The organism is Acidobacteriota bacterium, assembly GCA_016703965.1.
Lineage (GTDB): Bacteria > Acidobacteriota > Blastocatellia > Pyrinomonadales > Pyrinomonadaceae > OLB17.
In genome coordinates this window covers 462,651-477,695 of the sequence record JADJBB010000021.1, presented here as the reverse complement: position 1 = coordinate 477,695, position 15,045 = coordinate 462,651, and the positions used below count along the sequence as shown (strand labels likewise).

General features: G+C 51.2%; 11 protein-coding genes, 1 tRNA gene and 1 pseudogene. 2 read left to right on the top strand and 11 right to left on the bottom strand.

All coding sequences use genetic code 11. From position 1 onward, the window contains the following. Positions 1 to 82: 82 nt before the first annotated feature. From IPG22_09625 to IPG22_09610, 4 genes are all read right to left on the bottom strand, one after another. Complete coding sequence (locus IPG22_09625; protein ID MBK6588541.1) at positions 83 to 1,492, bottom strand: glycoside hydrolase family 125 protein; 1,410 nt, start codon at positions 1,490 to 1,492, stop codon at positions 83 to 85. A 110-nt stretch (positions 1,493 to 1,602) separates the two neighbouring features. After that, positions 1,603 to 2,712: a 4-hydroxyphenylpyruvate dioxygenase gene (gene hppD / locus IPG22_09620; protein ID MBK6588540.1), complete on the bottom strand. Its 1,110-nt coding sequence runs from the start codon at positions 2,710 to 2,712 to the stop codon at positions 1,603 to 1,605. Positions 2,713 to 2,721: 9 nt separating this feature from the next. Beyond that, positions 2,722 to 4,362 (bottom strand): energy transducer TonB, encoded by a 1,641-nt coding sequence (locus IPG22_09615; GenBank protein MBK6588539.1) that lies wholly within the window; start codon positions 4,360 to 4,362, stop codon positions 2,722 to 2,724. A gap of 79 nt (positions 4,363 to 4,441) precedes the next feature. Further along, entirely contained in the window at positions 4,442 to 5,371 is a 930-nt protein-coding gene (locus tag IPG22_09610; protein ID MBK6588538.1) for a phenylalanine 4-monooxygenase, read from the bottom strand. A gap of 140 nt (positions 5,372 to 5,511) precedes the next feature. Between IPG22_09610 and IPG22_09605 the strand changes: the two genes are divergently transcribed. Continuing rightward, complete coding sequence (locus IPG22_09605; protein MBK6588537.1) at positions 5,512 to 5,946, top strand: Lrp/AsnC family transcriptional regulator; 435 nt, start codon at positions 5,512 to 5,514, stop codon at positions 5,944 to 5,946. An 86-nt stretch (positions 5,947 to 6,032) separates the two neighbouring features. Here IPG22_09605 and IPG22_09600 read toward each other — a convergent pair whose 3' ends face one another. The 7 genes and pseudogenes from IPG22_09600 to IPG22_09570 form a co-directional block, all read right to left on the bottom strand. Next, positions 6,033 to 6,707, bottom strand: a complete 675-nt coding sequence (locus IPG22_09600; GenBank protein ID MBK6588536.1) for a hypothetical protein — start codon at positions 6,705 to 6,707, stop codon at positions 6,033 to 6,035. A 213-nt stretch (positions 6,708 to 6,920) separates the two neighbouring features. After that, on the bottom strand, positions 6,921 to 9,302 hold the full coding sequence (locus IPG22_09595) for a CHAT domain-containing protein (GenBank protein ID MBK6588535.1): 2,382 nt from the start codon (positions 9,300 to 9,302) through the stop codon (positions 6,921 to 6,923). 58 nt (positions 9,303 to 9,360) lie between these two features. After that, a pseudogene (locus tag IPG22_09590) lies at positions 9,361 to 10,952 on the bottom strand (glutamate--tRNA ligase). A 67-nt stretch (positions 10,953 to 11,019) separates the two neighbouring features. Further along, positions 11,020 to 11,595: a DUF421 domain-containing protein gene (locus IPG22_09585; GenBank protein MBK6588534.1), complete on the bottom strand. Its 576-nt coding sequence runs from the start codon at positions 11,593 to 11,595 to the stop codon at positions 11,020 to 11,022. Between the two features lie 151 nt (positions 11,596 to 11,746). Then, positions 11,747 to 12,280 (bottom strand): DUF4199 domain-containing protein, encoded by a 534-nt coding sequence (locus IPG22_09580; GenBank protein MBK6588533.1) that lies wholly within the window; start codon positions 12,278 to 12,280, stop codon positions 11,747 to 11,749. A gap of 102 nt (positions 12,281 to 12,382) precedes the next feature. After that, a complete protein-coding gene (locus IPG22_09575) occupies positions 12,383 to 12,817 on the bottom strand; it encodes a response regulator transcription factor (protein MBK6588532.1) in 435 nt (144 codons plus the stop codon). Positions 12,818 to 12,887: 70 nt separating this feature from the next. Continuing rightward, positions 12,888 to 12,978: transfer RNA gene (locus IPG22_09570), tRNA-Ser, on the bottom strand. 151 nt (positions 12,979 to 13,129) lie between these two features. On the opposite strand from IPG22_09570, the gene IPG22_09565 reads away from it, so the two are divergent. Then, positions 13,130 to 14,863 (top strand): carboxypeptidase regulatory-like domain-containing protein, encoded by a 1,734-nt coding sequence (locus IPG22_09565; GenBank protein MBK6588531.1) that lies wholly within the window; start codon positions 13,130 to 13,132, stop codon positions 14,861 to 14,863. Positions 14,864 to 15,045 lie beyond the last annotated feature (182 nt).

Sequence of the window (15,045 nt, the reverse complement as noted above, 5' to 3'; positions counted from 1 at the left end):
AGGTTAATTTACAGGCATAAAGGAGATAAAAGGGATAGTAAGATCGATCTCTTTTATCCACTTCATCCCAGTCTAAAGTTTCTTACATCGGTACACGCGGATTCGCCCCATCGAGCTTAACGATCAGCTCGCCAAACAATGTATTTGCCCACGCGAACCATTTTCTTGTGAATTTCACAGGGTCGTCTGGGTTGAATGATTCGTGCATGAATCCGGTGCCGGCGTGCGTGCGTTTGATCATGGCGAGGCAGTTGGCGATCTCTGCGCTGTTGGTCGAGGTCAGGGCCCGCATCGTGATGCCGATGTGCCAGATCGAGCGTTTGCCGGTGTGCGGGCTGCCGACTCCTTCGGCGGCGTTGCCCTTAGCAAAATATGGATTCGAATCACTCAGCACAAACCGCCGCGTGTTCTGATAGATCGAGTTTGTGACCGGAACGAAACCCAGGTACGGGATCGACATCAGATTTGGCACGTTCGCGTCGTCCATGAACATCGCGTTTCCAAAACCGTCGACCTCGTACGCGAAAATTCGGCCGAATTTCGGATGGTCCACGACAGCGTGCCTAATTACCGCCTGCTCAACCTCAGTGGCAAGCGAGCGGCATTCGGCGGCGAATTTCGCATCTTTTACGACCGCCTGAAACATCTCTGCCAAATGACGCAGTTCAACAACCGCGAACATATTCGACGGTATCAGGAACGGCAGTATCGTAGAATCGTCAGACGGACGAAACGCCGAACGCAGCAATCCGCAGGGTTTTACCGGATAGCCCTCGCCCTGAAACGGCGGTGCGTCGAACATGTCCGTCGTCCGGCGAATAAACCGGTACGGGCTCGGGCCGTCTTTTAGCTGTTCGGTGCGGAATGTGCGATAGATCGTCCGCATCGCTTCCTCCCATTCGGCATCAAATGGCGTCGCGTCGCCCGTCGTCTTCCAATACTGATACGAAAGCCGCATCGCATAACAAAGCGAATCGACCTCCCATTTCCGTTCATGAACGCCGGGCTTATTCTTAGGCAGATCGTCCCAGCCCTTACCGTTCGGGTCTTTAAGAAACGCATTGGCGTAAGGATCGAGCAGGATCGAAAACGCGTGGCGATGTATCAACCCGCGGATCATAACCCGCAGCTTCTCGTCCGTCTTAGCCAACGGTAAATACGGCGTAACCTGCGCCGTCGAATCGCGCAGCCAAAGAGCGTCAATGTCACCGGTTATGACAAAACTGTCCGGCTTTCCATCCCTTGTCCCAGTAAAAACAGTCGTGTCGAGTGTGTTCGGATAGCAATTCTCAAACAGCCAGGCGAGTTCCGGGTCCTTGATCCGAGATTTGACAGCAGCGATCTGCTGCTCGACTGCGGTACTGACAAACTTTCGATCGCCAATCGCGGGCCTATGCGACTCGAAGGTCTGCGTAGCGGGAAAAGCGTTCTTCTCCATAATCAACGTCAAACCCGCAGCCGTTGCAAAACCGATGAAATCTCGTCTATCCATTTATCGAAGTATATCGGAACCGAGAAAAATTTTGCCCACGAAACACGCGAAACTCACGAAAAAAGTTTGCTTTAATTTCGCACTTTTCGCGGGTTTCGAGGGCAAATTTCTTACAGGTTTCCTCGTCTACGCTGCTCTTCCTCTATCGAGACAAAGAGAGCCTTAAAGTTACCTTTCCCAAAGCCTTTACACCCTTTGCGCTGGAGGATCTCGTAGAAAACCGTCGGCCGGTCTTCGACCGGTTTAGTGAAGATCTGAAGGAGATACCCCTCGTCGTCGCGGTCGACGAGGATGCCGAGTTTTTTGAGGCTTGGGATATCTTCGTCGATGTCACCGACGCGGCTCGACAGATCGTCGTAATATGTGTCGGGAATGGTTAAGAATTCGACCCCATTTTCCATCAGCTTGGCGACGGTCGAGCGGATGTCGCGGCATAGCAAAGCGATGTGCTGAGCTCCGGCGCCTCGATAAAATTCGATGTATTCCTGGATCTGTGATTTGCCGCCTTTGCCCATCGCCGGCTCATTGATCGGGAATTTGATATTGTGTCCGCCGTCCGACATGACGATCGACATCAGAGCCGAATACTCGGTCGATATATCGTTATCGTCGAACGTTATGTAACGGAAAAAGCCCATCACATCGCGGTAAAAATCGCACCATTTGGTCATCTGGCCCAGCTCGACGTTGCCGACGATGTGATCGACCAGCATGATACCCGTCGGCTCGCCTTCGACTTTTTGCTCGACAAAGCCGGGCAGGAAAACGCCGTTGTAATTGTGGCCGTTATTGTTGTTGTACGAGAGAAACGAATGGATCGTATCGCCATAAGTAGCGATCGAAGCGTGGCGAACTACGCCATGCTCATCGCCGTGATCGTGCGGTTCCTCGACCGGCGTCGCTCCGCGCCGTACTGCCTCATGAAAAGCATGATCGGCATCCTCGACCAAAAACGCAATATCATGTACGCCGTCGCCGTGCTGCTTGATATGCTCAGACCCAGGATGCTCGGGCGACATCGGCGTCGATAAAATAAAATTGATATTCGACTGCTTCAGCAGGTAGCTCGTCACCTCACGATTCCCCGTCTCAAGCCCCATATACCCGGCCCGCGAAAACCCGAACGCCTTACGATAATAAAACTCCGCCTGCTTAGCATTGCCGACGTAGAATTCGACGTGGTGGATCTTTTTAAGTCCTAGTGGATTTTGTGTAGTCATAGAAAAAGTTTAATTAACGTTGTTTCGAAGAGAATCAAGGATTTTATAAAAGCCCTTCCAATAATTGCGGAATCCGTTCTGAGCAGCCGCGTCAGGGCTTCCATAGTAACCAGAACTCAAAACCTCTTTGAAATTAGTAGCAAATAATTCTTTGCCCTGTTTCCCAGATGGCCAGACTAAATCGAAGTATTGCCACGCTAATCCCTCATTACCCGTGTAGATCAAATTTAACATTTCCGCCCAAAACGCTTCTTCGAATTGTTCGCCATCGTCCGTGTATGGCTCCAGGCTGATTTTCAGCCTAGCTGTTCTAGCTAAATTCTTAATTGCCGAGAGTGTCGGGGGAGGCTTTTTCATTAATTCAAAATTTGGGCGTAGTACTCCGTTGTTAAATTCAAGAATCACTCGCGGCATTGGCGAACATGCAAAACACGCATTCCAGTAGGCAAAATTGTTCTCGCTGGTTTCAAACCGCAATCCTCCGGCCGGATTCAAACTTTTGGCAACAAGTCCCGCATGCTGAGTGTCTAGCTCTTCGATCAAATCAACCGTTCTTCCCAAATTAAAAAAGAATGTTGTGAAACAGCAGTGACTACCGCCCGAATAGTAATCAATCATCACGTCGGGAATTCCATCTCCCGTCTTATCTAGTGTATTTCTAATCAGAGCGGATGCTTCTTTCGCGGATTTGAAGGCGGAAACAAACACATCGTCGGCAAATGAATAACCCACGGAACCCTGCCCGAAACTCCGAAGTATCTTCTTCTTGAGACCGTCTTTTTCAAAAACGACAATTGACAGACCGGATTCATCCCCGACCTCGGGAGTCGTATAAATTCTAATGTCGTAACCGTTGATTCTCCGCAAGGCTTTTTGTTTTGACCCATTGGGAAGGGTAAACCCTACTGCATACTGTACTGTAATGTTTTGTCGGTCTTTTACCTCAGAACCCTCATCATATTTTAAAACTAATGTATATTCACCGCTCGAAGGAGCAGTGAATAATAGGGCATCGTCATCACCACCAATTGCAAGTGGCTTTCCAGAAGGGTCCAAGATGCCAGAATGAAGAATCAGTTCATCGCTAACTAGCCACGAGACATCAACAATGTCATTTTCGGTTAGCCGTAAAGCAAACACCTTTCCGTTACCTGGCGTTAGCGAAAAGGTCACTGGCTGAACCGGCTTTAATAATTGAGGCTGTTCTGACACGACAGAACTACTTCGAGTTTGACTGACAGGTGTATTGTTGCCAACAGGTTGGCCCCAATCATTCTTAAATAAATATTCAAGTTGCCGCGTTACTGTAATCGGCTCGTTTTGTTTTTTTTCTGGTTCGAAAAGTATGTTTTTAGCGGCAACCCTTGCCATATCCGATAGACCATCCGGCAATCCAGTGACAATCTCAATATTCCCAATTTTGCCCGAGGCCAAAAACGTAACGGCCAACCTTACAGTACCTTGAAGCTTATTTTTTCGTGCTTCTGCTGTAAATTCCGCTTTTGGCATTAGTACGATTCTGAACGGTTCCGAAGCTGTTTGCGTGGGGTTAGCAAAGAAAGGCGTTCTCTGATCGATTTGGGCTGCTGAAGCCCCACTGAGCCAAAATGCTAAAACCACCGACAGACCAAGTTTAAATATCGTCTTCATCGTGTCTAGATACTTCCACTTAAAAACTCTCACTATCGAGCATACATAAGTTTTCTGCCTCTGTCAAAAAAAGGCTACGCTATTTTCCAAAGCTTTCAATATACTTCCGCGTCACTTCTTTCAATTCTGCATACGACGGAATCACGTACAGGATCTTTTGCATATCGCTGTAAGTGTATTCGTGATTGATGACCTGCTCCAGATCAAAAGGTCGGCGTTCGACCTGGTCGGAGAAGGCATGTTCGAGTTCGCCGAATGACGAGAGCAGGCCGGCTCCGTAGGCTTTGATGTCGCCTTCGTGCTCGACCATGCCGAATTCGACGGTGAACCAGTAGAGACGGCCGAGTTCTTCGAGCTGTTTGTCGGTCGCGATCCTTGCTCCGTGTCCGATGAACTGCGAGAAGTCGGCAAAATTCGGGTTCGTGAACATCGGAATGTGGCCGATGGCCTCATGGACGATATCCGGTTCGGGTGTGTATGCCGGGTGCGAATGGTGGCGGATGTACTGCGTGCAAAGCATGACGCGGTACGAGAGCCAAGAGAGAAATCCGCGGGTTTCGACCAGCCCTTCGATCGGGGCGAGGCGAAATCCGGTTAGCTCTTTCAAACGGCGGTTCATTTCCGATAGCTGTGGTATCTGGTCGGTTCGTATGCCGAGATCCTTTTTTGCCCGCAGATAAAAAGGGCTCGCATACCGCTGCTGTAATTCCTCGAGTTCTTCGGCGACGTAGCGCCATACGCGCTGTTCGCGGGCGTTGTAGTCAACATCCGTGATCTGACCGGTTTCGCGAAAACTCTTCGCACACTGCGCTATATAGTCGCGGCGTGCCCGGTATTCCTTGTCATTTGCACCGGGATGGTCGAGGTGAAGTTCGTTGATGTTCTCGAACTTAAGATCACGAAATTCCGGCAGATCGTCATCGGAAACGCGGAAATTTGCGATCTCGACTTCGGGCTCGGTCGCGGTTTGGAAGGTTTCGGTCAGCATTTGTGCAGCGGCTCCTGTCATACGTTCGATGGTCGCAAAGAGGTGAGAAGTTATCCTCGAATTAGTTATTTTAATGGATATGACAAATCCGTTGAATGGCATTCGTAAGGAATTATGCTAAATTGCCTTTAGATTATTAGTTTGTTAGCAGGAATGGCTTTATGATCGACGAGATCGACCGAAAGATATTAAAGGAACTCCAGGAAGACGCCCGGACTAGCTACGCCGAGCTCGGTCGAAGGGTCGGACTAACAACTCCGGCAGTGATCGAGCGCGTTCGCAAGCTCGAGGATGCCGCGATCATCACCGGTTATCGAGCGGACATTGACACCGCGAAAGTCGGCCTCCCGATCACAGCTTTCATCCGCATGAGCATCACCGGCGTCGATTACAGCCACATCATCGAGGTCGTCCAGGGCTCGACCGAGGTTCTCGAATGCCACCGCGGAACCGGCGGCGATTCGTTTATTATGAAAGTCGCCGTCGCCTCGGTCGAACACCTTCAGGAAGTCATCGACCGCCTCGTTCCCTATGGCATCACAACCACGACGATCGTTTTGTCATCGCCCGTGAAGCGAAGAATAATTGAGGTCTGAATAGAAAAGAGACTTTCCGAGCAAGTCGAAAAGCCTCTTAGAGAACAGGCAAGCAACCCTATTTTGCGTTCAGCTTCGTCTGTAGATCATCGTAAGGAACTAGCTACGATCATGCCGGGCATGTTGACCGGGGAACCGATCTGAGCCAGAAACCCTCCCTTTACGTCGCCCGTTTTGAATGTAGTAAAGCCGATGCGATATAGTCCTGCGGTCAATGCCCGCATCGGATCGCTCAGTTCGCTGGTCAAACGCATAAGTGAATTATATTTGCTGCCGCTCGGGTTTGCGGGCATTTCGCTGCTGTCGTCGTTGCGGTCGAAAGTGTTCCAGGATGCGGATTTAGCTTTTGATTTGATGTCCGCTGAGCTGAAGATCCCCGACGCTTTGTCGAATGCGATCCAGGTGTCGAAATAGCTGGCTTTGTCGGCTGCGTTCTTTTCGTAGTTGCCGCTGATAAAATCGGTCGCTGACGGTTTTTCGCCGTCGGGAACGGGCGAGATCATCCGAATCCCCAACTCCGGCGCCGCGACCGGAATCCAGACGTAGATGTAATAGTATTTCTTCCCACCTTTCTCCTCATCCGGTTTCGTGTCGCCACTGACGTAGCCATAATAGCTCGTAACGGACGTGTACGGCAGCCTGATCTCTTTGCCCATGATGCTCTTCTTGCCCAGATCGGCACCGAATTTACCTAGTTTTTGAGCTTGTGCGAATGTGCCACATGTGGCAAGCAGAAGCATGATTAATAGTGTCTTTTTCATTGTTTTGTGTATGTTTTTCCAATCTATGTGATGGCCGGACCAATTGAGGTCCGATCGAAAAATGGTTCCGCATTTCGGGTATTCAAACGAAGCAGAGACCGGTTGTTTTGCTCGATTTTCTCGAATTTTACGTAGACGTAGCCTTAAGCCATACGATGATGTATGCCATTTTTAGTTCCTCCTTGGGTTGTGTTTGTTAAGCCTTTGCCGGCGTCAGTTCCAGTTTCCGATCAGGACGAAGCCTGCCCAGAAATATGGATGGGCGAACGATTTCCCGTTCGTCTTGCCGGTAATAAGTCTCTTTTGGGCCCTTTGCAAAGCCTCAGCTTTCGTTAATTTGGGATCGTCTTTTCGCTCGCGATAGAAGCTCTGCATCAGGAGCGAGGTGCTCTCGTCATAGACGGCCCAGAGTGTTGCAAGTACGGCCTTACCGCTTTTTGCCTGGATCGCAGCGGCCAGGGAATCAACCTCAAAACCCCGCGAATCGGTCGTCAGAGCCGTATTACAAGCCGAAAGTGTAACTAGCTCGACGTCACTGAAATCTATGTCTGCCGAATTTCCGATCTCTTCGAGAGACAACACTTTTCCGTTGCCTAAAAACAGGAACGAATTCGACCAGTTGTCCCCGAGCCGGAAATGGCTGGCGAGATGAACAACATTGAACTTTCGCTTGCCGTCAGCATTTCGAGCGGCGAGCGATTCTTTTAACTTATTGAGCGTAAAATCTTTATCCAGATATCGCTTTCCACCCAGGATGCCGGTTTCGGACGGATTGCTTTCGTCGTGAATGATCGCCATCAGCTCTTCGCGGGTTCCGGGCAGAGCGTCGAGCTTCATCGGTTGGCCCTTTGACTCCGGAAAACTGACGGTTTGTTCTTCAGAGATTCCCATCCCTAGAGCGGTCCAATCCGCGCTGTTTCCGGACAAACGCTCACGTGTTCGCGGCGTTAGCACGACGTTCTGGTACTTTTCGCCGAGGTACGTCACGCCGTCGGGCGAGAGGGCGGCGATCGGAATGTACCTAAGCGTTCCGTCGAGCGACCAGACAAGCGTTTTGGCTCCTGAGGCGGCGAGTTCCTTTTCGACAGGCTTTACTAGAATGTCGTAAAGCTCCTTTCCGAGCGGCCGCGGATCGATCGAAGTATCCTGCAAGGCGTCCCTGAAACGCCGCACTTTTTTGTTCAGCAGACCGGTTTCGATCTCGGTCTTGCCATCGATCTGGATCGTCGGCGTCGTGAGGATGACGCGGTATCGCCGCTCGGTGACTACGGTGTAGAGCGAGACAACGCCGGGGCCGAGATCCCTTGCGGTCGATTGCAGTGTCGAGTCAGCCGCGACTCCGGCAGCGTTGTCGGTGCCGATCTCGTTGACGAGTTCTTTCTCGAGAAAGAGTTTGAACGCTGCGGTGATGTCTGCAGCCTGAGCGTTGAGCTTGGCGAGCTTCTTTTGTTCGTCCGCGGGTTGGGCTTTTGCGGTTGGAACTCCGTCGAGAGTGAAGTTCCTTTCCTGCGTTGCTCTCACATCCGCTGCGATCTCAGCTGCACGGTCAGCGAGGTGTCGATATCGCTCAAGTAGCGCTCGCTCCTTCGCGGTTAAAGTAGCCCGGCGGCCGAGGCTTTTGATCTCGCTTTGGTCGCGTTGGACGAAGTCCGAGAACTCCTCTTCTTTCAGCATTTGCAGGACTTCGTTAGCCTCCGCAAGCCTGCCTAAACCAATCAGCAGATCTGCAAGAAAGCGGAACTTGTCGGTGAGCTGGTTATTGTAGGTTCGTACGCGGACATCTTTCGACTGCCGCATCGCCTGGCGGATCTGCTGGTATTCGTTGACCGCCTGTTTGCCGTAGAAGGCGGCAACCTTTGGATTTGCGTTTGCCCACGACTCCATCTGGCTGATGCCGACGGCGACGCTGACGCTCTCGATACCGTTTGCCTTCCAGATCGCCAGAACATCGCGATAAAAGCTAACCGGTTTTGGCTGATCGCTCGAGCCGGCCATTCGGGGATCGTTGAAGATCGACTCCGGCTCCTCGCGGTAATACACCGTGAACGGCTGATTAAAATACTGGACGTAATAACGCTCTGAGCCTTGCGAAAACCGCGGATCGAGGCGGTCTCCGTTCCGGTCGTAACCGCGTTTTGGCGGCACGATGGCTAGCTCGTCGTATTTGAAAACGGTTCGCTTTCCGACGAGTTCGTCATATAGGAACCCGAGTTTAGCTAGCGACCGCTCATCAAGATCGCGGCCTTTCAGAGCGCGAAAGATAGCGAGAGCTTGCTCGTAGGTTTCCGATGCAAGCGCATTTTTCTCATTCTGAGCATATGCCGAACCGAGACCGAGATACGAACACGCAACCGCTCCATCATCTCGAAGCTCGGCATAAGCTTTCGCGGCGTTGGCAAAATTCTCGGCGGCCAGAACCGGTTTCTGCTCCCGCAGATAGATCCTGCCCATCTCGAATGCCGAGCCAGCCTCACGGCGTTTGAAAAACTCCGGCGGCAGCGGACGCGGGCTAACCGGCTGTGCTGTGACCGCCGCGGCGAAACATACACAAACGAGTGCCCACGCCCTTAAGATGTTCTCTGCTCCGATTTTCATACGCTTGCTTGCGTATAGGGAACGGACCACGGCCCGTGAACCTGCAAAAAACTTTTAGCTAGTTCCACGCGACCCTGCTTCGCAGCCGCAAAATGCACCGGTCTTTTCCCATGATCTCAAAAACCGAAAGCATCGACGGACCAACAGCAACTCCCGTCAGGAGCGTTCGGGCACCGTTCATGATAACGCCAAGTTTTGTACCCTTTTCTTCGGTGAAGGCTTTTACGACCTCTTCGATATTTGCTTCGGAAAACGGTTTGTCGGCAAACTCTGTTTCGAAACGATCGGCGAGTTTGGGCAGCCAGATTTTCAGATCCGGGAACTTATTCAGATTCTTTTCGATCGCTGCCTGGTCAAAATCATAGTCTTCGCTGAAATACGCACGGCCCTGTGAAGAGAAATCCTTGAGCGTGAAAAACCGCTGGCGGATAAGGTTGATCGTTTGGATGAACCAGTCGTACGAGCCGTGTTCCGGCAGATCGACGGCGACTCCCGCTGGGCGTTCGTCGGCTCCGGCGTCGGCGGCTGAGCTGATCGTCTCGGTTAAGGCACGGCCTTCGGGTTCGTATTCTTCGCGCCAGAGCTTGGCGGACTTTAGTTCGGCTTTGACGAATGGCAGCAGCTCGCCGACGGGCATTGTGCGGATGTATTCGGCGTTCATCCATTGGGCTTTGTCGTCGGTCCATTTGCGCGGATCATTTTCAGTGAAATTGAAAACCGCGTTCGAGCGGTGGATGCCATCGAGCGAGAATTTTTGGACGAGTTCTTCGAGCGAGTAGATCTCTTTCTCTTCACCCGCCGACCAGCCGAGCAGGGCGAGGAAATTGCGGAACGCGGCAGCGAGAAATCCCGCATCGCGATATGTCGTCATCGAGACTACCTCACCATGTTTGCGCTTCGAAAGCTTGCCTTTGTTGGGCGCCATGATCAGCGGCAAATGCGCAAATGTCGGCGGCGTGATGCCGAGGGCTTCGTATATAAGGACTTGCTTGTGGGTGTTCGTCAGGTGATCCTGCCCGCGAATGACGTGCGTGATCGCCATCTCGATATCGTCACAAACCACGGCGAGATTATAGAGCGGATGGCCGTCGGAGCGGAGCAAAACCAGATCTTCCGTCTCGGTGTAATCTCGTTCCTGCAGGCCGTAAACCGCATCTTCAAATGAAGTCTTGCCGGTCACAGCGACTTTTAATCTGATAGCAAAGGGTTCTCCGGCATTCGCACGGGCTTCACTTTCCTGCGCGGACAAATCGCGGTATGGATTATCCCGCATGTTCTTTTCGCCCTGATTTGCACGTGCTCGATCTTTGATGGTGTCCTTAACGTTGGCATCGTTCGGCTCCGCCTTGGGCGTGAAATCGCGATAGGCTTTGCCCTCAGCGAGGAGCTTTTTGGCAGTTGCACGATGCTTGTCGGCGTTGTCGGATTGGAAAACGATCTCTTCGTCATGGCTCAGTTCCAGCCAAGCGAGGCCGTCGAGAATCGAGCGGGTTGATTCCTCGGTTGAGCGGGCGAGGTCCGTGTCCTCGATGCGAACCAGGAACTTGCCGCCCGTGCGCCGTGCGCAAAGATAGTTAAAAAGCGCGGTTTCGCGCTGCCAATATGTAAATAACCCGTCGGGCTCGGTGCGAATCTTACTCTTACAGTCATAACGAAGTAGTTTCCCGTATCGACGAGCAGAACGCAAAAGCACTACCGAAGCCTGGCCGCTATTCGCTTACTTGCCCACAGGTTTCTGCATTAGTGCATTTAGTTCAGTCAATTGTTCGGAAAGCTCGCTGATCTTGCGCAAAACATCGCGTTTGAATTTTGCATCCTTGATCTCATCTTTTCCGTCAACGAGGAATGAACCGTTGGGATCGAGAACAAGTTTGTCTATGTCGTTGCGATCCTCGAGGCCATTTTCATGGGCGATGATATCGAGGTCTTCTTTCGTCAGCAGTTCACTCTTCAACGCGGCTGCATCTTGCTTGCCGTTCTTGATGAGTGTTTTAGGCCCGCCTTCAGTTATTAATTCGATCGTCGGTGACGCATATTTAAGGCGTGCGAGGATGTAGTTTATAAACAGCAACGCGAGGGCTCCAACGAGGCCGCCGATCAGCGAATTATCCTGGCCTATTATTGCGTTTTGAACAGTATTCGAAATCGACAAGATCACGACCAGATCAAATGGGTTGAGCTGGGCTAGTTCGCGCTTGCCGAATAAGCGGATCATCACGATCAGCACCGCGTAAACGATCATGGGCCGCAAGATCTTTTCGGCCCATGTCGCGGTCGCGTCCAATGTGAACATATTGGTCCACGTCGATGCCTCGAAAATTGCCAGGTGAAACTCAATAAACATACCGTTACTCCATCAGGTCGAATGCTTTATCGAGTTTACTGGTCGGACAGTGGATTGCACAGAGCAGCCGTGCGAGGCAAGACATAGACCCCGGTTCTATTCATTCAGCCAAAATCTCTTTTTTCCGCAGGATCGCGGCACTCAGCAGGGTCACGATAATGCCGACCGGTAGTATCTCCATCAGCGTCATTCCAAAACGAATGAACGGATTCTTATACATTTCCATCATCGAAGCCATTTCGGCCATTGTCTTATCGATCTCAGCCTGCGGCGTGCCCTTCTGCTTGAGCTGGCTGACGTAATGTTCGGTATATTCCTCGACGAACTTATTCGACGGGCTGACCTGCATGTAAACTTCCCAGCTCGATGCATAGACGAATGATGCCAGCAGCGTGATCAGGAAACCGACCAAAACGCCTTTCCAGAAGCCGATCTTCCGTCCGTTCTGGTTATCGCGAAATGATTTGATCCCAAAAAACACCATCGACAACGCGACTAGCATCGAGCCGTAGCCGAAGTATTCGCCGTTGTCGAAATTGATGATGCCCTTTGACCAAAGGTACATCGAGATCAAGAAAAGGCTCGTGATGATAGCCCCGGAAATGAGGCCGTAAGTGATAACAATTTTTCGCATAGAAATTTCCTCCGTTTTTGCGAAATATTACGTGAGCCAGGCAGAAATACAATCGGCCGAAAGTATGAATTCGCGTCGATACGGCCAAATCATACTTAAGTTCTAGGGCAGAATGCGAAGTTCCTTGGCTTTTTGTATCGCCTGCGTGCGGCGTCGGGCGTCGAGCTTGAGAAAAAGGCTGGAGAGGTGAGTTTTGATCGTGCTGGTCGAAACGAAAAGTTTATCGGCGATCTCCTGATTCGAAAGGCCGAGTGCGATATTTTCGAGAACTTCGTATTCGCGTTTTGTAATGCAGAGGCGTTTTAGTCTTTCGACATCGAGCGTAAAGCCGTCGGTCTGAACTGACTCGACCGGTTTTTTGTGAGTGAGCCGCCAACCGATCCACGCGCCTAAGGCTATAAAAAAGACAGCGACAAGGCCGAGATAGAGTTCGAGCGTCAGGCCGCGAACAAAAAAGCGGTATTCAAAAAACTTCAGCAGCCCCATTAGCAGAGCCATCGCCACGCCGTAAAGTAAAATGCTTCTACGAAAGGTCATCTCTGAACAACAATACCCCAAAAAAGCAAAAAGCCGCCAAATTCGCATTTGACGGCCTTTCTAATATTAATGGCGGAGACGACAGGATTCGAACCTGTGGTAGTCTTTTGGACTACAACGATTTAGCAAACCGCCGCTTTCAGCCGCTCAGCCACGTCTCCATCCCTGCCATTTAGGCAGAACTCAATTCTAGCCGACAAGCAAACTTTGTCAAGTTTATCGCATCTTAAGTTTACAGAACGGCCCCGATCCGCCTTGACAGGCTTGATTTTTGCGAACAAAATACCAAAGTTACCGATATTGCCGTTTAAAATGCTTTTTTCTACACGGACACAACAACTGCTCCTGACGACATTTGTGATGCTGATGGCGATCGGCGTCGCACCTGCTTCTTCGTCTGCGGCCATTAATGTGACAGTAGAAAAGGCCGGACCGCTCGGTGTCGTCAGAGGATTTGTTCGTGACGATAGCGGAAGCCCGATCGCTGATGCTGCTGTCGCGATCTTTCATTCAGGTACAACAAAACTTCTAAAGCAGGTTACCGCGGGACGCGACGGTAGTTTCCTGGCCAAGATCGTTCCTGGCACGTACACGGTTCTCGCGGTCGCCCAAGGGTTTAATCCGTCCTATATTTTCGGTGTTGATGTTGGACGTTCTACTGAGATCAGCTACGGTTTCAAACTGGAACGAGCAGGAAACGGTAATACGCTTCCTGAAAAACGCCTCGACAAGAACAGTTCCAAATGGCGGATACGTGCCGCGCAGATGCAGCGGGCTATCTATCAGAATCAGGAAGGCAGCACGCCGATCGATGACGACGCTGTAGCGGAAAATGACGATACAGATGATCGCACGGTCCATCGCAAAGGGCAGACGGTTTTTGAGACTTATTTCGCGGGTTCCGATCGTGGCTCCTACTCGGGTATAAATTTTGCGACCTTCATTCCGGTCGGCGAAACCACGGATTTTGTAGTTGCTGGCCAAACCGGAATTGGCGGACGTTCGCCGCAACGGTTGGAAACTTCGCTGAAGCTAAATCCGATAGACGGGCATCAGTTACGATTCAATTCGTCGGTCGCGAAACTCGGAAACGTCGCGGTCGGTAATGAAACAAAACAGCTCGGCCAGATCTCGATACAAGGCCTCGACGAGTGGAAGATCCGCGAAGGAGTGATCCTGGTATATGGCCTCGACTACTCACGGTTTTTCAGCGGCAGCGATGACTCGTCGCTTTCTCCGCGAGTGGGGCTGCAGTTCGATATAAACGCAAAGACTCGCCTGCGCAGTGCCTTCACCACCCAGACCGAAGAAAAGACCTGGGCAAACGCGATCGATCTCGAAGGGCAGAATGTTGCGTTTTCAGACCCGGTTGCCGTAGAAGACCTTGTCGTGGAGTATGGCAAGCCGCAGATCAATCGCAGCCGCAGGTTGGAATTTGGGATCGAGCGAATAATCGATAACCGGTCAAGCGTAGAAGCCAACGTATTTTTTGACACAACGCTTGGGCGCGGCGTCGGTATCAATAGCTTTGCTATCGATAATCTCGGCGGCGACGGTTTTGGTGACTTCGTTGCTAACCAACAGGGCCGGGCTCAAGGAGTTCGGGTCGTTTATTCTCGCCGCGTTAGTGATATTTTATCGGCTTCGGTCGGTTATTCAGCTGGAAATGGTCAAAAGCTATCGAACGGGGCGGCGGTTACCTCACCCTCCAAACTCTTTGAAAACGATTTCTTTCAGACGTTTTTCGCTCAGCTTGCGGCGGATCTAAAAACCGGAACCAGCGTCAGAACGATATATCGACTTTCGCCGCAGGCGACGGTTTTTGCGATCGATCCCTTCAAAGGGCGGCTCGCCATCTACGATCCGGGTTTGAGCGTTTTCGTTACGCAATCGCTGCCGACTTTGGGGCTTCCGATCCGTGCCCAAGCGATCGTTGACGCACGAAATATTTTCGATTTTCAATCGGGTGTCTTCGGTGAAGAAGGCGGCCTGAGGCTAAACGCTCACCGTAGAATGGTGCGTGGCGGCATCCAAGTTAGGTTCTAAAAACATCCGCAGAGAAGACGGTTTTTGCACAGAAAGATTTTCCTTCTCTGTGGCGCTGTTATCAATGCGGATTTTGTTTTTTCCAAATTATTGGATTCTCTAGCAAAATGCTGAATTCCCGCAAAGCACGATTTAGTTTTCCCGTCGGATTTACCGGCATTTTTCGAACAAAATCGACTTCC